This is a genomic window from Sphingomonas panni, from assembly GCF_022664435.1.
GTDB classification, from domain to species: Bacteria; Pseudomonadota; Alphaproteobacteria; order Sphingomonadales; family Sphingomonadaceae; genus Sphingomonas; species Sphingomonas panni.
Genome location: NZ_JAKREU010000018.1, coordinates 1 through 20,926, shown reverse-complemented (window position 1 = coordinate 20,926; position 20,926 = coordinate 1). Strand labels below are relative to the sequence as shown.

Annotated in this window: 19 protein-coding genes; 7 read left to right on the top strand and 12 right to left on the bottom strand. The window is 64.8% G+C overall.

The annotated features are described in order from the left end of the window. Positions 1-2 precede the first annotated feature (2 nt). Both MF609_RS19525 and MF609_RS19520 read right to left on the bottom strand, forming a co-directional pair. A complete protein-coding gene (locus tag MF609_RS19525) occupies positions 3-3,110 on the bottom strand; it encodes an efflux RND transporter permease subunit (RefSeq protein ID WP_242417723.1) in 3,108 nt (1,035 codons plus the stop codon). Between the two features lie 3 nt (positions 3,111-3,113). Next, positions 3,114-4,190: an efflux RND transporter periplasmic adaptor subunit gene (locus tag MF609_RS19520; protein ID WP_242417722.1), complete on the bottom strand. Its 1,077-nt coding sequence runs from the start codon at positions 4,188-4,190 to the stop codon at positions 3,114-3,116. A gap of 182 nt (positions 4,191-4,372) precedes the next feature. Between MF609_RS19520 and MF609_RS19515 the strand changes: the two genes are divergently transcribed. After that, positions 4,373-5,050: a response regulator gene (locus MF609_RS19515; RefSeq protein ID WP_242417721.1), complete on the top strand. Its 678-nt coding sequence runs from the start codon at positions 4,373-4,375 to the stop codon at positions 5,048-5,050. A gap of 26 nt (positions 5,051-5,076) precedes the next feature. Then, on the top strand, positions 5,077-6,102 hold the full coding sequence (locus tag MF609_RS19510) for an ATP-binding protein (RefSeq protein ID WP_242417720.1): 1,026 nt from the start codon (positions 5,077-5,079) through the stop codon (positions 6,100-6,102). Positions 6,103-6,233: 131 nt separating this feature from the next. Here the strand turns inward: MF609_RS19510 and MF609_RS19505 are convergent, their stop codons facing one another. The 9 genes from MF609_RS19505 to MF609_RS19465 form a co-directional block, all read right to left on the bottom strand. Further along, on the bottom strand, positions 6,234-6,419 hold the full coding sequence (locus tag MF609_RS19505; protein WP_242417719.1) for a helix-hairpin-helix domain-containing protein: 186 nt from the start codon (positions 6,417-6,419) through the stop codon (positions 6,234-6,236). 37 nt (positions 6,420-6,456) lie between these two features. Next, a complete protein-coding gene (locus tag MF609_RS19500; protein WP_242417718.1) occupies positions 6,457-7,995 on the bottom strand; it encodes a GMC oxidoreductase in 1,539 nt (512 codons plus the stop codon). Next, positions 7,992-9,344 carry an alpha/beta fold hydrolase gene (locus MF609_RS19495; RefSeq protein ID WP_242417717.1) on the bottom strand — a complete coding sequence of 451 codons (1,353 nt, stop codon included), beginning with the start codon at positions 9,342-9,344 and terminating at the stop codon, positions 7,992-7,994. The genes MF609_RS19500 and MF609_RS19495 overlap by 4 nt, the downstream gene beginning before the upstream one ends. Before the next feature lie 143 nt (positions 9,345-9,487). After that, positions 9,488-10,435 carry an SMP-30/gluconolactonase/LRE family protein gene (locus MF609_RS19490; protein ID WP_242417716.1) on the bottom strand — a complete coding sequence of 316 codons (948 nt, stop codon included), beginning with the start codon at positions 10,433-10,435 and terminating at the stop codon, positions 9,488-9,490. Next, a complete protein-coding gene (locus MF609_RS19485) occupies positions 10,432-10,917 on the bottom strand; it encodes a cupin domain-containing protein (RefSeq protein WP_242417715.1) in 486 nt (161 codons plus the stop codon). The genes MF609_RS19490 and MF609_RS19485 overlap by 4 nt, the downstream gene beginning before the upstream one ends. Before the next feature lie 557 nt (positions 10,918-11,474). Then, on the bottom strand, positions 11,475-12,236 hold the full coding sequence (gene budC / locus MF609_RS19480) for a meso-2,3-butanediol dehydrogenase (protein ID WP_242417714.1): 762 nt from the start codon (positions 12,234-12,236) through the stop codon (positions 11,475-11,477). Positions 12,237-12,317: 81 nt separating this feature from the next. After that, entirely contained in the window at positions 12,318-13,403 is a 1,086-nt protein-coding gene (locus tag MF609_RS19475) for a catalase family protein (RefSeq protein ID WP_242417713.1), read from the bottom strand. 10 nt (positions 13,404-13,413) lie between these two features. After that, positions 13,414-15,444 (bottom strand): alpha/beta fold hydrolase, encoded by a 2,031-nt coding sequence (locus MF609_RS19470; protein WP_242417712.1) that lies wholly within the window; start codon positions 15,442-15,444, stop codon positions 13,414-13,416. A gap of 196 nt (positions 15,445-15,640) precedes the next feature. Continuing rightward, complete coding sequence (locus MF609_RS19465) at positions 15,641-16,603, bottom strand: alpha/beta hydrolase (protein ID WP_242417711.1); 963 nt, start codon at positions 16,601-16,603, stop codon at positions 15,641-15,643. Positions 16,604-16,863: 260 nt separating this feature from the next. Here MF609_RS19465 and MF609_RS19460 point away from each other — a divergent pair, with 260 nt between their 5' ends. From MF609_RS19460 to MF609_RS19440, 5 genes are all read left to right on the top strand, one after another. After that, on the top strand, positions 16,864-17,058 hold the full coding sequence (locus tag MF609_RS19460; protein ID WP_242417710.1) for a cyclic nucleotide-binding domain-containing protein: 195 nt from the start codon (positions 16,864-16,866) through the stop codon (positions 17,056-17,058). Beyond that, positions 17,055-17,609, top strand: a complete 555-nt coding sequence (locus MF609_RS19455; RefSeq protein ID WP_242417709.1) for a Crp/Fnr family transcriptional regulator — start codon at positions 17,055-17,057, stop codon at positions 17,607-17,609. The genes MF609_RS19460 and MF609_RS19455 overlap by 4 nt, the downstream gene beginning before the upstream one ends. Before the next feature lie 102 nt (positions 17,610-17,711). Further along, positions 17,712-18,791, top strand: a complete 1,080-nt coding sequence (locus tag MF609_RS19450; RefSeq protein WP_242417708.1) for a sodium:calcium antiporter — start codon at positions 17,712-17,714, stop codon at positions 18,789-18,791. Positions 18,792-18,968: 177 nt separating this feature from the next. Then, positions 18,969-19,385: a globin family protein gene (locus tag MF609_RS19445; protein ID WP_242417707.1), complete on the top strand. Its 417-nt coding sequence runs from the start codon at positions 18,969-18,971 to the stop codon at positions 19,383-19,385. A gap of 61 nt (positions 19,386-19,446) precedes the next feature. Continuing rightward, on the top strand, positions 19,447-20,106 hold the full coding sequence (locus MF609_RS19440; protein ID WP_242417734.1) for a methyl-accepting chemotaxis protein: 660 nt from the start codon (positions 19,447-19,449) through the stop codon (positions 20,104-20,106). 67 nt (positions 20,107-20,173) lie between these two features. On the opposite strand, the gene tnpC is transcribed toward MF609_RS19440, so the two are convergent. Beyond that, on the bottom strand, positions 20,174-20,926 hold a 753-nt coding region (tnpC, locus tag MF609_RS19435), incomplete at its 5' end, for an IS66 family transposase (RefSeq protein ID WP_242417706.1).

The window sequence follows — 20,926 nt, the reverse complement described above, 5'->3', positions numbered from 1 at the left end:
CGTCATGCCTCCTTCACCCGGAGTGCGCGCCAGCGCTCGGCCAACCCCGCCACCACCACGAAGAAGGTCGGCACGAAGATCAGTGCCAGCACGGTGCCGGTGATCATCCCTCCGAACACGCCAGTCCCGATCGCATGCTGCGTTTCGGCGCTTGCACCTCCCGCCAGCATCAGCGGCACCACGCCCAGCGTGAAGGCCAGGCTGGTCATCACGATCGGGCGCAGGCGCACCCGCGCGGCTGTGATGGCGGCGTCGACCAGGCTGCTTCCCGCCTCGCGATATTGCTTGGCGAATTCGACGATCAGGATCGCGTTCTTGGCACTGAGGCCGATGATGGTGATCAGGCCGACCTTGAAGAAGATGTCGTTCGACATGCCCCGCAGCATCACCGCCGATACCGCGCCGATCAGGCCGAGCGGCACGACAAGCATTACCGCCATCGGGATCGACCAGCTTTCATAGAGCGCCGCCAGCACCAGGAAGACGACCAGCATCGACAGGGCAAGCAGCATCGGCGCCTGCGCCCCCGCCTCACGTTCCTGTCGCGACTGTCCGGTCCATTCGATTCCGAAGCCGGGCGGCAGTTCGGCGGCCAGCCGCTCCATCTCGCGCATCGCATCGCCACTGGAAACCCCGGGGGCGGCGGTTCCGGTGATGCTGACGGAAGGGTAGCCATTATACGTGGAGAGCTGAAGCGGACTATTGCTCCATACCGGCGTGACCAACTCGGCCAGCGCGACGGTGCCCCCGGTCGCGTTCTTGACGCGAAGTTCCATGACGTCGTCCAGATTCATGCGGTGCGCCGGCTCGGCCTGCACGATCACCTGCTGCAACCGGCCCTTGTTGGGGAAGTCGTTGACATAGCTACTGCCGAGCGCGGTGCCGATCATGTCGCTGATCGCGCTGAACGACACGCCGAGTGCACGCGCCTTGGCCCGGTCGATGTCGAGCCGAACGCTGGTCCCAGACGGCAGCCCCTCGGCATAGACGCCGGTCAGCTTGGGGCTGCGCTGGGCATAGGCGACCAGCATGTCGCGCGCGGTGAACAGCGCGTGGCGGCCCTTGCCCGACCGGTCCTCCAGCCGCAGCGCGAAGCCCGATGACGTGCCTAGTTCATCGATCGCGGGCGGCATGACGTTCATTACCAGTCCCTCATGCACGTCCCTGGCCATTGCGGCATCGGCGGCGGCAACTTCCTTGCGCACATCGGTGCCATCACGGTCCTTCCAGTCCTTCAGCATCGTATAGACCATCGCGGCATTGGGACCGGAGCCGGAGAAGCCGAAGCCCAGGATCGCCTCGGTGGTCTCGACGCCGGGGCGAGTGGCCATGTGCCGCTCGAGCGCCTTGACCGCCGTCAGCGTGCGGGAGGCGGTGGCATCGGCGGGAAGCTGAAAGCTGGTCATGAAATAGCCCTGATCCTCCTCGGGCATGAAGGACGAGGGCAGGTTGACGAAGGCGATGGCCAGCATCCCGACGATCGCGACGAAGACCAGCATCATCCGCCCGCTCGCCTTCAGCAGGCGTGCGACCCAGCCCTCATAGCCGCGCGTGGCGCGGTCGAACTGGCGATCAAACCAAGTGAAAAAGCGGTTCTTGGGTCGTTCAGCGTCCAGCGGCTTGAGCAGCGTCGCGCACAGAGCCGGGGTAAGGGTAAGGGCGAGGAAGGCGGAGAATAGGATGGACACGGCCATCGCCATCGAAAACTGGCGATAGATGGTTCCGACCGACCCGGCCGCCAGCGCCATGGGAATGAACACGGCTGAGAGGACCAGCGTGATGCCGATGATGGCGGGCGTGATCTCCTTCATCGCCTTGCGCGTGGCATCGGCGGGAGAGAGCTTTTCCTCGTGCATCAGCCGCTCGACATTCTCGACGACGACGATGGCGTCGTCGACGATGATGCCGATCGCCAGTACCATGCCGAACATGGTCAGCACGTTGATCGAATAGCCGGTCGCCAGCATGACCGCGATCGTGCCGAGCAGCGCGATCGGCGCGACGATCGCAGGGATCAGCGTGTAGCGGACCTTTTGCAGGAACAGGTACATGACGAGGAAGACCAGCAGCATCGCCTCGGCCAGCGTGTGCAGAACCTTCTCGATCGAGATGCGGACGAACGGCGCGGTATCGAACGGCGCGGACCAGCTCATCCCCGACGGTAGCGCGCGGGCCAGCTCGGTCATCCGTGCGCGTACCGCCTTCGACGTCGCGACGGCGTTGGCACCGGGCGTGAGCTGGATTCCCACCGAAGCCGCCGCCTTGCCGTTCTCGCGCGTGTCGTTGCCGAAGCTCTGTCGCCCGAGCTCGATGCGGGCAACCTTGTCCAGCGTCACCGACGACCCGTCGCTATTGGCCTTCAGGATGATACCGGCGAAATCCTCGGGCGTCTTGAGCTGTCCGTCGGCAGTCAGCGGGACCAGCACGCGCTGGCCATTGGCGGTCGGTTCGGCGCCAAGCGAGCCGGGGGCGATCTGGACATTCTGCTCGGCGATCGCCGCAGTCACGTCGGTTGCGGTCAGGCCATATCCCGCCAGCTTGGCCGGATCGATCCAAATCCGCATCGCGCGTTCGGCCGAAAAGTTCTGGACGCGCCCGACACCGGGGATGCGCTTCAATTCGTCGACGATGTTGCGGGTCATATAATCGGACAGTTCGACTTCGTCCTGCCGCCCGTCGGACAACAAGCTGACGATCATCAGAAAGCCGGATGAGGCGGACTCCACCGTGACGCCGGTTTGGCGCACCACCTGCGGCAGGCGGGGCTCGATCGTCTTCAGCCGGTTCTGCACATCGACCTGCGCCATCTCGGGATCGGTGCCGGGGCGGAAGGTGGCGGTGATCGTCGCCGAGCCGGAGGTGTCGGCCGAACTCTCGAAATAGAGCAGGTTCTTCACGCTCGAAAGCTCGCGCTGCACCAGCGAGACGACGCTGTCGTTCAGCGTCTGCGGCGTAGCACCGGGATAGCTGGCATAGATACTGACCGTTGGTGGCGCGACGCTGGGGAAGCGGGCGACCGGCATTTGCGGGATGGCGATCAGGCCCATCAGGACGATCGCGATGGCGATCACCCAGGCGAAGATCGGGCGGTTGATGAAGAATTGCGCCATGGCTCAGCCCGCCGCCCCGCCACGCCAGGCGCGCTGATTGACCGGGGTGCCGGGCTGGACTCGGTCCTGCCCCTCGACGATCACGGTTTCGCCCGCACGCAGCCCCAATTGGATGACATAGCGGCCGCCGACCAGCGGGCCGAGTGTGACGCGGCGAAGATGTACCCGGTCCTGTCCGCCGACCACGCTGACCTGCGGCGTGCCGTCGCCCGCTCGGGTCACGGCCTGTTGCGGCACGGTCAGCGCAGCGGGCATCTTTGCGCGCGGCAGGCGGGCGCGGACGAACATGCCGGGCAAGAGGCGCTCGCCGGGATTGGGCAGTTCCACCCGGACCAGCGCATCGCCAGTGCCCGGATCGACGGCGATCCCGGAAAACAGGATGCGCCCTTGTACCGGATGGCTCCGCCCCGAAGGGGTGAGGATTTCGACCGGCCCGGCTGCCGCGCTTTGGGTGCGCAATTCAGCATAGCGTTCGGCGGGTTGCCGGACATCCACATAGACCCGGTCGATCTGCTGGATCGTCGCCAGCGGGGTAGCGTCGGCCGCCGTCACCAGCGCCCCCTCGGTGACATTGGCCAATCCGATGCGTCCGGCGATCGGTGCGGTGACGCGCGAAAAGTCCAGGTCGATCCGGCGGCGGCGAAGGGTGGCGCGAGCTTCGGCCAGTTCGGCGGCCGCCTGCTCGCGTGCGGCAACGGCATCGTCATAGCTTTGACGGCTGATCGCATCGGCGGCGACCAGCGGCTTCAGCCGATCGGCCTGGGCGCGGGCGCGGGCATAGGCGGCGCTGGCCTTTTGCACGGTCGCCTGCGCGGTGTCGGCATCGGCGCGATAGGGGGCGGGGCTGATCTGGAACAGCATCTGCCCGGCGCGCACCGTCGCGCCCTGCTCGAACAGGCGACGCTGGACGATGCCGCCGACCTGCGGGCGAATTTCCGCTGTACGAAATGCCACGACACGACCGGGCAACTCATCAGCGGCGGTGACTTCGGTCGGCGCGACACGCATGGTCAGCACCGTAACCAGGTCCGCCGGGGCGGCGGGGGCTTCGGCGGAGCAGCCGCTGAGCGAGGCCGTCATCACCATGACGATCGGCAGGGCGGGTAGCGCGCGGCAAGAAAGAGATCGACCCATCATGCCGCCACCTATCCGTGCGGGTCGTTGCGCCTGCGTCGAGATTGTGTGGAGGCTTTGTGGAGGCGGGCTGGCGGTGTGCGCTGCGCCGCTGATATGAACGGCGTCATGCTCAATGGACTCGCCGCATGAACCCGCTCGTCCTGATCGCCGAGGATGATCGCGATATCGCCGAAATCGTCCGCGCCTATCTGGAGCGCGAAGGTTTTCGAACCGTCCATGCCGGCGACGGGCGCACCGCGCTCGACCTGCATCTCGCGTTGAAGCCCGACATCCTGCTGCTCGATATCTCGATGCCGCTGGTCGACGGCTGGGGCGTGCTGTCCGAGGTGCGACGGCGGGGCCATACGCCCGTCGTCGTCACCACCGCGCTCGACCAGGACATCGACAAGCTCCAGGCGCTGCGCATCGGGGCCGACGATTATGTCGTCAAGCCGTTCAACCCGGTCGAGGTGGTCGCGCGGGTCAAGGCGGTGTTGCGGCGCGCGGGCGGCGACGGGGCGAACGGCGTGCTGCGCGTCGGCCCGGTCGAGATCGACACGACCGCGCACATGGTCCACACGGAAAGCGGCAACGTGGCGCTGACCCTGACTGAGTTCCGCCTGCTCGCCCATATGGCCCGCACGCCGAGCCGGGTGTTCGGCCGCAGCGAACTGCTCGACGCCTGCCTGCCCGGATCGGATGCCCTCGACCGAACGGTCGACAGTCATGTCAGCAAGCTGCGCCGCAAACTGGATCAGGCAGGCGTGCCCGATATGCCCGAAGGCGTTCGAGGTGTGGGATACCGGCTGTGGTCGCGCGGATGAGGAACCGGAATAGCCTGACCCGGCAATTGTCGATCGCGATGGCGGCGCTGGCCTTCGTCGCGGTCGCGGTCAGCACGGCCGCTTTTTACATCGTCTATGCCGTGCTGGAGCGGCTCCGTATCGTTGCGCCGCTGCCGCCTGGGGTGGCGGACACCACGGGTCTGGATGTCGGCATCACCCTCGCGGCCTGCGTCATCGGGGTGGCGCTGGCGCTGGCAGTCGCGGTCCGGCTGGCGCGGCGTCTCGTGCAGCCGCTCGGCGCAGTGGGCGAGGCGGCGCGTCGGATCGCCGAGGGCGACCTGACTACCCGCATCGCGCCGGTCCGCGCCGCGCATGGCGAGGCGGCGCTGCTGATTGCCGATTTCAACGCCATGGCTGACCGGCTGCAACGCATGTCGGACGATGTGAAGCTGTGGAATGCCCAGATCGCGCACGAACTGCGCACCCCCCTGACCATATTGCGCGGGCGGCTGCAAGGCGCGAAGGACGGCGTCTTTCCGCTCGATGACGCACTGGTCGTCGGCCTGATGAAACAGGTCGAGGGCCTGACCCGGCTGGTCGAGGATCTACGCAGCGTCAGCCTGGCTGAGAGCGGGCGACTGGAACTGGTGATCGGGGACGTCGATCTGGCTGCCGAGTTGGAGGATATGCGACCGATCCTGTCATCCATGCTGTCGCCAGCGGGTTTCGAACTGGAAATGACGTTGGAGGCTGGCGTTGTCCGGGCCGATGCGGCGCGTATACGACAGGCGGTGGTCGCCCTCGTCGACAATGCGCGTCGCCATGCGTCGCCTTGTACTTTGCGGCTCGCGGTTGAATTCACGAGGAGTGAGGCGGTCATCACCGTTGCGGACAAAGGGCCGGGGTTGCCACCCGAGTTTGAGAGAAGCGCTTTTCACCAATTTGTACGCGGTACAAAGAACTCCGGGGGATCGGGACTGGGCCTTTCCGTCGTTCAGGCTATCGCCCGTGCACATGGCGGAGATGCCAACTATCAAAGAACCAACGACCGATCTCTATTTCGTATTCTCTTGCCGATGCCAAAAGGCTGACAGGGACTGATCGCGTTGCAGCCAGCGCAGGGAAGGCGCTTGCACTGCACATCCGGGTTCGGAGCCAAACCTGAATGAACGTCAGAAGTTGGGGGGCGCTCTACGCCGCCTGAACGTCCGGGAATGGGTCATCAATGTATTAATATGATTGCCTCCGCGCCTTGCCACTTACCCGCGAGGCCCGGTACCTCCTCAAGTTGTCGCACATCATCGAAACGACCCCTCTCTTCGCGATACCGGACGATTTCAAAACCATGCCCTTTCAATTGCGAAACCTCGTCCAGTTCCGCAGCCGTAGCGCTGTTCAGAGCGATCATAGAAGCCTCCTCGTGAATCGTATGAACGGGTGTCTCGTTACCGCTTCGTCGCGAGGTAACGATCCGCCGTGCGCAGCGACAAGGACATGATCGTCAGCGCCGGGTTTGCGGCGAGTGCGCTTGGAAAGACCGAATTGTCGCAGATTAGCAGGTTGCGAATGTCGAAGCTGCGCCCGTCGGCGTCGACCACGGCATCATCGCCGTCGGTGCCCATGCGACAGGTGCCGATGGTATGCGCCGACCGGTCGACCGCAAAGATGTCCTGCGCGCCTGCCGCTTCCCAGACCGCGGTCATCGTCCGGCGCGCATGCCGGTCGATCGCCCGTTCGTTCGCCTGATAGCTGAAATCGATCCGCGCCTTCCGCTGGCCAAACGTGTCGGTCTCGTCCGACAAGGTCAGGCGGTTGTCGGGGTGCGGCAGACAGTCGCCATTGATACCGATCCCCGCCATATGGTTATAATTGCGCAGCAATGCCTGAAGGCGTTCGCCCCACAGCCCGGCACCTCGAGCAAGGCCGCTCGCAAGGTTGACCGGCAATACGCCAAGGCTCTGGATCAGATAGCCGCCGACAAAATCGGCGTCGTCGGGCCGCATCAGGTCTTCGGTGATGAGGGACGATGGGTAGCCGCGGTTCATCCGCAATTCAGCGTTGAAACTTCCCCAGACCTGCGTCGCGACATGCGCCATGAAGTTGCGACCGACCTGCCCGCTGGAATTGGCGATGCCGAGGTTGAGCAACAGGCGCGGCGTCTCCACGCCGCCAGCGCACAGGAAGACCGCGCGGCAACGCTGGCGGTGGTCGATCCCGTGCCGGCGATAGACGACGCCGCTGATCCGCCCTTGGCCGTCGAATTCGAACGAGAGCACCCGCGCCTCGGCCCGCGCCTCGGCGCCATGCGCCACCGCGTGGGGCAGGTAGCTGGTGTCCATGCTGGTCTTGGCGGCGTTGCGGCACCCTTGGTGGCAGGTACCGCAGTTGACGCACGCCTGCCGCTGGCCCCAATGAGGCTGATCGCGGTCGCGCGATACCAGCGCGGCGGGGGCGTCGGTGGCGGTAATGCCGACCGCGGCACAGCCGCGCGCCATCGCGTCTGCCGGAGCGTTGCGCAGCACCGGGGGATAGGCGTAGCGGCGAGCATCGTCCCAAGGATAGTGCGCCGGACCGGACACCCCGGTAAAATCCTCGACCTGTTCGATATAGCCGATCAGTTCGGCATGATCGATCGGCCAGTCGGCACCTTCGCCTGTCAGCGAGCGGAGGCGCAGGTCGCGGGGGTCGGGGCGCGGACAGAATGCGCCCCAGTGCAGCGTCGATCCACCGACTCCCATTCCCGAATTGTTCGATCCGAACGCGGTAGGGTCCGCGCCGCCGCTCAAGCGCTCCTCCATCCAATAGATGTCGGCGGCCAGTTCATCGGCGACATGTTCATGCGGTCGAAAGACACGGCCCGCCTCCAGCGCAACGATCGATAAACCCGCCGTCGCAAGCCGTGACAGGAGTGGCGCGCCGCCGGCACCGGTGCCGATGACAACGGCATCGACAATCTCGCTGGTGGCGAAGGGAGCGCGGCTCATGCGGTCGTCTCCGGGATGTGCTGCCATCGTTCGGTGTCGTCGGCAGCGGTGCGGGTATAGCCCTGCTTGCGCGGACCATCGCCGCCTACCGCAAAACCGTCATAGCCGATCGCGGCCATTGCCGCCGGGGTCGCCATCCACTGGCGCACGATCTCGGTCCGGACGTCGGCGAACCATAGCGCCATCTGCGCAGGCGACAGATAATCGGGATCGTCAGCGATACCCGCCTCTCGGGCGTCGATCCGCTGCAACCAGTTGCGCTGCGCATCACCGGACAAAGCTGTGAAACCACCGGTAATCCGGTCGAGCGTCGCCAGACCCCGCGTCCATGCCACCGGATCGGGCGGCAGGTCGGCGAAACGCCAACCATCGCCCGGCCCCTGTACCGCCACGCCGACCCGCCGGGCTAGTTCGCGATCGATGCCGCAGTCGGGCAGCACCTGCTCGATCAGTGCAGCGACCAGTGCCAGTTCGGCGTCCGACCAGCCCGACGCCTCGCGCGACACTGGCCGGGTCCGCGCAAGCATCGCTGCACGCGTCCGACGACTGACCCGATCCGACCCGAGCAGCCGCACGAACCCGGCCGGAAGCGATGCCGTCGCAACGGCTGCGCTATGACCCACTATCGCCTTTGCCAGCGCTTCGGGCTGTTCATAGGGAATCAGATGCGCTGCGTCGTCGATCGTCATGACCGTGCCATTCGGGTAGTGCGGCAGGTTCAAGGTGCGCTGAGCCGCCTCGCCTAAGTCGCCGTCCTCGGCTCCGGCGAGGATCAGCGCGGGAACTCCGACCTCGCCGACGCGCGCCGCCCAATCCTCCCGACTGCCGCGCTCGAGCCAGCCCAGCCACGCCTCGCAGCTCGACCGCTCGACATCGGCGATAGCCTGTTCGCGCAGTGAAACGGGCAGTGGGGCGGCGCAATTGGCATCTACGAAGGTTTCCGCATCGGCGCGCGCGATCGGACCGTCCGCAACCCAGCCGATCATCTGCGTCCGGCGGTCATCCTCGATCGGTTCGGGGGCGGGCGGTGAGGCCGCGACCAGCACTACGCCGACGATACCGGCGAGTCCTTCCTCGCCCGCCGCCGCGCGGGCCGCGACCAGCGTGACGATCTTGCCACCCATGCTATACCCTACCAGGACGCACGCGGTCAGCCGCTCCGCGCGGATCGTGTCGGCAAGCTTGTCGGCCATCGCCGCGACATCGGCATAGCCATCACAGGCCCGTTCGCCGAACCCGGAAAGGTCGAGCGCGAGGCAGGGGTGGTCCGGCAGATGTCGACGAACCAGATCCCATTCCCGGCTGCTGGCGCCCAGTGCGTGCAGAAATACCAAGGTTGGTTGTGTCATGGGGCCTCGTCCAGCGGAATTCCCTGCTGGACGACCCAGGCGTGTTCGTGTTCCCAAGCGTCCGCAGCGGGCAGAAATTAATTTTGATCAAGAATTTATGAGAATTTTGTTCCCGTGGGTCGGGTCGATCGATTGTGACCATGCTAGGCGAGCGGTAGCATCCATAAACACGCACCACCGGTCACGAACAGGCGGGTTTCTTCGCTGTCGAACGTACAGTTGCTGCATGTCCCGGGCGTCGGCACGGTGGCGAGATGGGTACCGGCGGCGTCAAAAAGTTCGATCCCCTTGCCTGAACTGCTCCATAGCCAACCCCGTTGGTCCACGGCGAAGCCATCGGGTATCCCATCGTCCATGGTCGCGAACCGCCGCTGATTCGACAGCGCGGTCCCGTCCCAATCAAACGCATAGATCGCAACTTCGCCTTCTCCATGCTCGGGGGTCTGCGAGGCGTAGAAGGTGCAACCATCGGGCGAAAAGGCGAGGCCGTTTGGTTGCGTCATGTCGGTCATGCGCCGAACCACGCCATCTTCGCCAATCCGGCAGATGGCGGTGCGCCCGCTTTCCGAACAGGTGGGCACGCCTTGCTTCGGATTTTCAAGGCCGAAGGTCGGATCGCTGAACCAGATCGCGCCATCGGGACTAATGATGACGTCGTTGGGCGCGTTCAGTCGGCTACCCTCCGCCATCCACGCGATGGGGGTCGCGACGCCGGTGCCCTCGGACCGGCTGATAGCACGGCGGCCGTGTTCACAGTGGACCAGTCCGCCATCCGGCAGCACCGCATTGCCGTTGATGAACGGCGTCGCATCGAGGAGGACATCGACTGCGCCATCCTCGCGCCAGCCCAGCACGCGGCGGCCGACAATGTCGCTCCATACCAGCGTCCGCTCGTGGGACCACCATGCAGGGCCCTCGCTCCAGCTCGCCTGATCGTACAGCGTAACGAACCGTGCGCCGTCGAGCACCGCCCGCGCATCGGCATGGTGGATCATTGGCGGCGGCACGTCGGTCGGCGCGGGCGGACCGGGCGGGCGGAGCCGTGCCGGCAGCAACAACGGCGCAAGCGGCGTTGCCAACGCGATGCTCATCTGCCGAACGGGTCACGCGTCTGGGCAGCGGGCGACGTGGCGAACTGGATCATGATCTGGAAGCAGGGTTCGTCGCCGATCTGGCCGGATCGATGGCCTTTGCCGTCGGTCGTGTCCTGATCCTGCCCGAAATGAATGTCGCCCGGCCCCATCTCCACCCGGTTGCCGTCCATCGTCTCGATGAACCAGCGCCCGCGCAGCGGGAGCACCCATTGCGGTTTGGGGCTTTCGTGCCAGTCCCCGACCCAGCCCACCGGCAGCACCGCGAAATTGATCGCGCTCACCTCGCCCGGAAACGGTCGCATCCACTGCGGGTCCGCCCCGCCACCGACGCTCTTCTGTCCAAAGCCGGTCATGTGCGACAGGTCGATCCGACTGCTGCCATCGGCCTGGGTCCACATATGGAGGAAGGGCAGTATCGGCGGCCGATCGGCATCGGTTCCGTCGTTATCTAGCGCCACTCCGGTCGGCAGGTCCATCATCCTCATCTCCTCCACCAGCACGACGCGGTGCGATCGCGCGCAGGATTTCAACGGCGGGTACGCGCGGAGGTTGCGTGATGCCGGGAAGCACACCGTGCGCCAAACCTGCGGCTTGGTGCCTTGGTGCCCCAGCACCTGTACTCTGGATCTCAGCAGCGTCCATCTTCAAGGCGGGCTACCCTGCGGAGGTTTGAACAGCCACTCGCTCACGCCGCGCACCTGCGCGTCGGAATCGAGCATTTGGCGAAAGCTTTTCGCAATCGATTCGGTAGAGCCAGCGGTTCTCAGATCCGATTGGTATGACGATCGTGAGTTAGCTCGATAGAGAACAAAAGAGAAATCTTATCTAACGGGTACATGCTGAAGGCGGGTTTCAAAAGAGATGAACGAACGACTGCTTCAGTATAACGACGAGAATGGCGAGAACGACCGGATTTGGGTCAAACTTTACTACGATCTAAACTCCGGCTTAACAAAATTAACCCGTCATGAATTTGGCGTCGGCGACAGGGCAAACCTGGAACAGTGGGCGAGCCCAAGGGCCCGCCGCACATTCATCAGGACAGCGGCGGTTGCCCGTTAGAGGCAGTAAGGCCGCCATCGACCGGCAGGTTCACGCCCGTCACGAAATGCGCGTCCTCGCTTGCCAGGAAGGCAATGACCCCCGAGATGTCGGCGGGTTCGGCGCCGCGGCCCATCGGGATACGCTCTTCGAACTTGGCGATCAGTTTAGGCTGTTCCTTCATGTCTGCGGTCAGCGCAGTGTAGGTGAGCGAGGGGTTGACGGCGTTGACGCGGACGCCGTGCTTCGCTTCGTCCATCGCCAGCGCACGGGTGAAGTTGCTTACCGCCCCCTTCGCCGCGCAGTAGAAGCTGTGGTTCCAGTCGCCGCCCAGACCGGACACCGACGACACGTTGACGATGCAGCCCTTCGACTGGCGCAAGTGCGCGATCGCGGCGCGGCTCATGTGCACGACGCCGTACAGGTCGGTCTCGATCACCTTGGTGAATTCGGAAAAGTTGCCCTCGTCGACCTTGCCGAGATGATCGACGCCGGCGTCGTTGACCAGCACGTCAATCCGACCGAAGCGATCGACCGCAGCCTGAACCAGTGCCTCGCATGCCCCGCGGTCCGACACGTCGGTTTCGCGCGTTTCGACCGTACCGCCAAGCTCGCTCGCCAGCGTGTCGAGCGCGTCCTTGTCGATGTCGCCCAGCACCAGCATTGCGCCTTCCTCGGCGAAGCGGCGCGCGGCGTCCTCGCCGATCCCGGAGGCGGCACCGGTGATGACGATGACCTTGTTGGAAAAGCGCGCCATCACACGTTCCCCGCCTGAACGGCGGGCTTGCCTTCGAACTTCATAATTGTCCTTTCATTATGGTCAGCAATCGCGTTCAGCTCAGGCTGGAATGTTCTGGAAGTCTGCGGTGTTCGAGGCGGCAATGCCGTTTTCGCGATGGCGGAAGTCGCTGAGCGCCTGATAGACCTGCATGCGCGCACGCATCACGCCGCCCAGCGGGCGATGGGCCTCGAGGCTATGGGCCGGCCGGAACGTCATCACCTCATCGAAGTAGCGGACGCGGTCGGGATCATAGGCCGATTGCCGCGGCAGTCGGATCGTGGCGACGGTGCGGTACTCACTTTCGCTCGTCGGCCAGTCGACTGAGGTGTCCTCGATCGGCTGCGTCCCGGCATCGGTCCACAGCTGCGCCCGAAGCTCGAACACTGCGTCGTTACCCTCGAAGTAATCGACCGCGGCATGGCGGAAGCCATCCTCATCCTGATGCGGGTCGAGCTGCCAATCGGCGAGCGCCTTCTGTTCCGCCGCGACAGGGAAGGCCCCGATCTTGGCGACATGGTCGCCGAAGCGCACCGGGCACTGGCTAAAATACTCTTCGACCAGCGGGTGGCTGAAGGGGTGGCCGTAGAAGTCGAGCGTTGGGCTTGGGCGCGCACCAACGGCGTTCAGTACCTTGTTGATGTTGCGAGCGACGGAGGCGGCCGCGCTCTTCATTCCCTCCGGCATGGGAACCGTCAGGCCAATCCTTTTGGCCTGGGAAAGGAAACCCGCAGCGGTCCCTGCTGGGAAGGTCGTGCCGCTGGCAAGGACGAAGTCCTGCGTCGGCGCGTCATGGCCGGGAAGCTTCGGACCCTCGACGCCAAATACCTTGATCGACATGCCGCGATGGGTCGAAACCCGATCACCGAGCTTTTCACCGGGTCCTTGCGCGAAGCGGACGGCAACATCGAATGTGCGCTGCTCCGCGAACAGGCCCTGAGCGAGTTCGGGCGGCAGCCCGGGCGCGACGATGAGCTTGCCGATCACACAGGCCGTGCTCTTGGCGTGGCTTGCCCGTACCGCGTGCCCGTCACGCTTCTCGACCGTCTGGCTCTCTTGGGTCATGCCCTGAATAATGCCGTCGATGCTCTTCTGTTCGTCGGGCTCTGGTGTTTCGATGTCGTGCGAATAGCGCAGATAGGTCATGAGTGTCCGATCACTTGGCGGGCGCGAAGGAGAAGAGCTGCGTCTTGATCGACGACGGCGCGCCGGGTGTGAACCAGTTGGTATCCTGGATATGGCTGGCGGTGACGTACATCGTCCCGTCGCGCCCTTCGGAGAAGGTGTCAGGCCAGCGCAGGCGGCGGTCGGTCAGCACCGTCTCGACGGTCGCGCCGTTCAGCCGCTTGATCGCATAGTCGGTCGGCGACGTCAGGTAGAGCACGCCCGCCTTGCTCATCCACAGGCCGTCGGCAACGTGGGTCTGCGCGACCGTACGCACCGCTGCCGCCCGGTCGGCCTCGCTGACGTCCGAACGCAGCTTGGCGGTATCGATCGAATACAGCGTCTTGCCGGTCAGCGCCTGATAGTAGAGCGTCTTGCCATCCTTGGAGATCGCGATGCCGTCAGCGGCGAAGGCAGGCTGACGGCCATCGGGACGGACGAGCGGCTTGCCGTCTAGCGTAACCTTCACCGTCTTGTCGATCTGGGTGGAGGGATGCCCGTCGAGTGCGCGGTGGCTCTTGCCGCTGTCCAGGTCGACAACGATGATTGCGCCGCGCGTGCCGCTGTCGGTGATGTAGCCGGTCTTGCCGTCGGGCGAGAAGCGGATGTCGTTGAGATAGGTACCCTGCAGCGCGACGTCGCCGGGAACCAGGATCGTCTTCGTCACCGTGTTCGATGCCAGATCGATGCGGACGAGCTTGGGGGCGCCCTCCAGGATCTTCTCGTTGCCCGGCGCGCCGGGATCCAGCACCCAGAGGTTGCCATGGCCATCGGGGACGATCGACTGCACGCAGACGAAATAGTCGCCGACCGGCAGTTCATTGGCACGGGCATTGCGCCAGCTGTTCCACTTGGCGTCGGGATAGGGACGCAAAGATCCGTCCTTCATCACTTCGGCAACCGAGATGGGCGCGTCGTCGGTCCAGCGGGGGAAATTGACGAAGCGCCGGCCATCCTCGGTCACCGCAACGCCAGTCGCCTGATGATCGAATTGCGCTACCTGGGTCAGCTGCGCGCTGCGCTCCTGAGCGTGGGCAACGCCGGCTGCAGCGGCGGCAACCAGGCCGATGGCGGCAATACCGGCGGCATAAGGGGCGGCTTTTTTCATGGTCAGGCTCCTGTCGATCGTATCGGTGAACGCGGCGGGGTCGCCGGCGAAGAGGGTAAGGAGATGGCGCTCCACCGCATGCGGGTTCTCGCGCTGCGGGAAATGGCCGACCCCGGTCATGGTGATGCGCGCGAACGGCCCGGCGAATTTCGCGTGCACGTCTTCCGCGGTCGAGGGCGGATTCACACCGTCGGCATCGCCATGGATGTAGAGCGTCGGCAGAGACAACGTCTTGGTCGCCTTGACCTTGTCCTCCAGCCAAGCGCTTCGTGGATCAGGTTCCGCTTCGCCCCAGCGCGCGCGATAGCTGTGAAGCGTCACGTCGACCCAGTCGGGATTGTCGAACGACCGGGCGACACGGTTGAACGTCACCTCGTCGAACCGTTCCGGTGGCGACCAATTGACCCAATGCAAATGGGTGAACCCGCGCCGGTCTGCACGTACCGCCTCCGCCCCGCGCGCGGTTGCCATGAACCAGTGATACCATTGCCGCTGGGTCTGCTCGAAGGGCGGCGTCGGCATGCCGCCGAGCCGGGGCGGGGTCGACAGCATGGCCAACCGCTCCACTCGGTCGGGCCAGCCAACCGCGAGCGCTTCGGCGGTGTTCGATCCCCAGTCGTGCCCGGCGACCATGAAGCGGTCGATGCCGAGCGCGTCGAGCAGCGCGATCATGTCGGACGCAAGCATCGCGCTGTTGCCGGTTCGCGGCATATCGTCGTTGAGGAAGCGGGTAGCGCCGAACCCACGCAACGTCGGTACGATGACGCGGAACCCTTCCGCGGCTAGCGCGGGTGCTACCTGATCCCATGTTGACGCGTCATCCGGCCAGCCATGGATGAGGAGCAACGGCTGCCCTTCATCCGCGCCATAAAGCGACACCGCCATGCTCAGGTCGCCAGTCGTAATCATCGGCATTCGTCAGCCTCCTGGCGGTGCAACCTTTTGCGTGTGGAGGTAGGCTCTGCGGCTTCATCAGTGCTTTGGATGCACCGACAGGGTCACGGTCAGAACGGCCAGCGCGCGACTAATCTCCGCGCCGATAAGTGCTTGGGTCATGGTCACAGATCCTATCGAACGGAGGAGGGGGCGACCGACAGGCCGCCCCGTACGCTCAGCGCCGCGGCGCAGGTGCTGCAAACGCTGCGCGCAGCCGAGCAACCGCGAGGTCATTCGCCTGCTTGGCACCGTTCACGACCTTGGCCATGCCGAAGAACTCATGGGTGACGCCTGGGAAGGTCTTCTGCTCGACCTTGTCACCGGCCGCCCGCATAGCGGCCGCCAACGTCTCGCCATCCGAGCGCAGAGGATCGATCTGCGCGTTGATGATCGTCGTCGGCGGCAGACCACGCAGCTTCGCCGCGACTAGGTTCAGGCGCGGATCCTGCGCATCCGCCTTGCTCGTCTGGTAGTAGTAGGCGAACCAGGGAAGCATCGCGGTGTTTAGCGGCTTCGCGTTCGCTGAATCACGTCGCGAGGGCAGCGTCATGCTGCTGTTGGCAATCGGATAGACCGAGACGATATGACGCGGCAGCGTCAGGCCATTGTCGCGAGCATAGATAGCGGTCGCGACTGCCAGGTTGCCGCCAGCGCTTTCCCCGACCGTGGCGATCTGCGCAGGGTCGCCGCCCCAGCTCGCCGCGTTCTGAAGCGTCCAGCGATAGGCCGCGGCGGCATCATCATGCTGTGCAGGGAATTTAAACTCGGGTGCGTGGCGGTACTCGACCGAGACGACAATGGCGTTCAGAGCCTTGGCCATCGCACGGGGTGCCGCATCGTAGGTGGCCACATCGGCAATGACCCAGCCACCGCCATGATAGTAGACGATGACCGGCATCGGCTTGCCGCCAGCGGGCGCGTTGGCGGGCTTGTAGATGCGGGCGAATTGCTTGGGGTCGGAGCCATACGGCACGTCCTGCGTCGTCACGGCGGTGTCGGATTCCGTCGACATGCCCTTTTTCGCCATCGCCGCCTTGGCGCCATCGGCTGCGGACGGCTGCATCCGCGCCTCGGCCGGAGTCAGCGTCTCGATCGGCTTGCCGCCAAGCGATGCGAGAGCGTCGAGGACGGCCTGCATGTCGGGGGCAGCCTTGGGGGGCTGCACGGCGGTTGCGGGCGGTGGGGGCGGAGGGGGGGCGGTTACCGAACGGGGAGACTGCGCAATGACCGGAACGGCAGCAACCACGAGAGCGGCCGCGAGTGTTCCGAAGCGATGGGCGTTGCGCAATATGTCCTCCTGTAATGGTTTGGACGGCAACACCCGGGTGGCGGTAACTGTTTCGGTACGGAATTAGACGCAGGCCCTGAGCAATCTGGTTCGAGGCTATGGGCAAAAGCATGAACGAGCAGGTTTTGAAGGTGGATGAGGTAGATAATTCTCACACGGCAGGGAACGCCAAGAATGGGCTGCTCAGTCGCCTGGACACGGTTAGTCGCGCTGCCCTTGCTCCTCATTTGGAGCTGGTGCCGTTCCGCAACGCCGACATGATCGCACGGGCCGGCGACAAGGCGGACAGTATCTGCTTCCATTGACCGGCATCGCTGCCGTGTTGGACTCGCTGGAAGGCGATCGCCGGTACGCCGTCGCGTTGGTTGGAAGTGAGGGCTTCATCGGCTGGCATCTCCTGCTGGGTAACAGGCGATGGCCCCATGATGTGGTCATGAGGGCCGAGCACGGTATGGCGATGAGGCTATCCGCCCAAGCGTTGGATGAGGTCATGGCGGAACACCCGAAGATCAGGACTATCCTGCTTCGCTTCGTCGACGTGGTCATGACGCAGATGGCCAGGACGATCGTCTCATCGCTCGCACATTCGATCGAGCGCCGAATGGCTCGCTGGATCCTGCTCTATCATGACCGCGTATGCGATGATGACATATGCATGACGCATGAGGAATTTAGGCTTATGCTCGGCGTCCGTCGCAGCAGCGTCACGGATGCGCTTCACAAGCTCGAGGAGGACGAGGCCATCCGTTCGCTGCGCGGGCGCATCATCGTTCGCGACACGGAGCGTCTGCTGCGCCTGGCGGGCGACACCTACGGGTTCGCCGAGGCGGAATACCGCCGCCTGATCGGGAACTGACGATCACCGTTTCGATCGGGCGCAGGCGATGGCGTGGAACGCCTGACCGGCTGGTTCGCTGAGACCGGCCATCCGTCATTTCCCAGACATTGAAAGTTCTCTATGTTCGATGGACTTAGCCTGCCGGTCCTGCTCACGATCTTTACCGCGTGCGCGGGGGTGATCTGGATCGCGGGGGTGAAGCTCGCGGACACGACCGACATCCTGTCCTCGAGGCTGGATCTGGGCAAGGCGCTTGGCGGCATCATCGTGCTCGCGGTAGCCACCAACCTGCCCGAGCTCGCCATCACCGTCAGCGCGGCCATGGCAGGCAATCTGGGTGTGGCGGTCGGCAACATCCTCGGCGGCATCGCCATCCAGACGGTTGTGCTGGTGGCAATGGACATCGCCATGAAGGAGAAAGTGCCTCTGACCTACCGCGCTGCCAACCTCACACTGGTCGTGGAGGCAATGCTGGTCGTGGCGGTCTTGATCGTGTCGATCATGGCGACCCAGTTGCCCGGCACGCTGATCGCGGCGCGCCTGACCCCTGGCGCGGTCCTGACCGCGGTCTTGTGGGTAATCGGCGTGTGGCTCTCCAGCCAAGCCAGCAAGGGGCTGCCGTGGCATGATACGAGCGGCACGGCGCCTGATGGTCAGGTAGAGCCTAAGGGGCATTCGCAGGCAAAGAAAGACGACGCGTCAGGGCGGCAGGGCGAGAGTACGATCCGTGTGGCTCTGGTGTTCGGTGCGGCGGCACTGGCGACACTGGCAGCCGGTGTGCTGCTCGAGCGGAGCGGCGATGCTATCGCCCAACACGTCGGTCTCAGCGGCGTCCTGTTTGGTGCAACGATCCTTGCGGCCGCCACCTCACTGCCCGAGCTTTCGACCGGCATCACCTCGGTACGGATGAAGGACTATCAGCTCGCCGTCAGCGACATCTTTGGCGGAAACGCGTTTCTTCCTGTCCTCTTCCTTCTTGCCGTAATCATCTCCGGCAAGGCGGTGCTGCCGGATGCGAAAGCGAGCGACATATATCTGGCGGGTCTCGGCGTGCTTCTGACCTGCGTCTATGCCGCTGGCCTGATTTTCCGGCCCCAGCGGCAGATCTGGCGGATGGGAGTCGACTCCTTTGCCGTGCTCACCCTCTATGCTCTCGGAGTCGGCGGCCTAGTCGCAATTTCGACCGCCCACGGCGGCTAGGCCAATCCTTCACTCTCGCCCTTTTAGACGAACGCGCAGCGTTGGAGCCTGCCGTGTTAGAGATGAACAAGTGTCCGAAGATGGGTCCTAGCAGGCGTACCCCCCAACGAACCCGATCTGAGAAGGGCATTTGAGAGCGTTAATCACTTCGAGAGGCCCCGCCGCTACCGAGGCAACATGCTCACCACCCGCCAGATCGACCTCGTGCAGGCAAGCTTCGCCTATATCGTCCCAATCACCGATGCTGCCGCCTCGGTCTTTTACGGCAAGTTGTTCGCGCTTGCGCCGGACACGCGACCGCTATTTAAAAACGACATGGCCGAGCAGGGTCGCAAGCTGTTCCTTACCCTCGCAACCGTGGTGGATGCGCTCGACCGGCTGGACACCATCGTGCCCGTCGCCCAAGAACTTGCAATCCGGCATATCGCCTATGGGGCCAAGACGCACCACTATGATGCGGTGGGCGTTGCGCTGATCGAGACGCTACGGGGCGGGCTAGGGCCCATGTTCGACGCCGACACTGAAGCGGCGTGGGGTTCCGCCTACCAGATCATCTCCGAAACCATGCAGGCCGCCGCCCGTCGGGCGGCATAGCATGCAACCCGGCCAGGCCGCACCCCCCGCCTTAGCTGACCTCGCCGCCCGATTGACCGACATGGCAACCCACGTTGCCCGTGAGGCGGAGACCGCCGCCAGTTCGATCCGCGCCTTGGTCGATCAAGCGCATCAAGTGGCGGACCTTGCCGCCGCTCTGGACGATGCCGCCGCCGAGCTCGAGGCGGAGGTTCGTCAGCAGAACGCCGCACTCGGCACCGCGCGGGATGAGCTCGCCGATCATCGGCCGGCCGTGGCGGCGCTCGAACGCTCGCCAGATCGGCTCGCCTCCATATCGCGGACCATCGCGGAGCTTGCTCGCCAGACCAACATGCTGTCGATCAACGCGCGTATTGAGGCCGCGCGCAGCGGTCCCGAGGCCCGGGGTTTCGCCGCCGTCGCGTCTGAAATGTCAGGTCTAGCTTCTCAAACCAAGCAGGCGACGGGCGACATCGGCCAATCGGCCGACCTGATCGCCCATGATGTGTGCTCGGCGCGTGCCATCGTCATTTCACAGGATGCCTTGGTAGCGAACCAAACGGAGTTGCTCGGCTCAGCGCTGGACAGCGCCGGGCGTCAGCGTAAAACTGCAGCCGCTCTTGCCGCGCTCGCGGCTGAAGGAGCCGATCGGGTCGACGTCGCGGCGAGCTCTGTCGGCCGAGTAGGCGCCACAGCGATCGCAGTGAAAATGCTCGCGCGCGAAATCGCCCGTCGCGCCTAGCCGCGCGCCCCGCGGTGCACATTTCTCGCCGATGGCAGAAAAGTAAGCGTGGTGTGGAGGCCGCAGATCATGCTGCTTGCGCAATTGGCTGATCTGCCGGCGGCATCCAGTTCCAGGGCATGAGTTCGTCCCATCGGCTGGCAGGCCAGTCTGCCGCGACTTTGGCGATGACGTCGGCGATATAGGTCTGCGGATCGACGCCGTTGGCCTTGCACGTCTGGATGACGGTGTAGATGGCCGCGGCCCGTTCGCCGCCTGCGCGCGAACCGGCGAACAGCCAGTTGCGGCGTCCGACCGCGACACCGCGCAGCGCACGCTCCGCGATGTTGTTGTCGATCTCCAGGCGGCCGTCATCGAGGAAGCGCGACAGTGCTGGCCAGCGCTTCGTGCCGTAGGCGATGGCCCGGGCCATGTCGGACCTCGGTGACAGACGGCGCAGGGCGGCGTCGAGCACCGCGCGCAGGTCATCGACCAGCAACCGGCTTTTCTCCTGACGGGTTCGGCATCGCACGTCAGGTGGTTGGCCGCGGACCTCGGCCTCGACAGTGTAAAGAGTACCGATCCACTTGAGGATATCGGTGGTCAGCGGCGTGGGTGACCGTTCGTGCAGGTCGAAGACCTTGCGCCGGAAATGCGCCCAACACGCGACCTCGGTCACGCCGCTGCGGTAGAGCCCGTCATAGCCGGCATAGGCATCGGCCTGGAGGAAGCCGCGAAAGCCGGCCAGATGAGACAGCGGGTGCGCGGCGGTGCGGTCTGGCGTGAAGCGATACCAGGTCGCGCGCGGCGCCGTGCTACCGGATGCCCGGTCGTCTGCGGC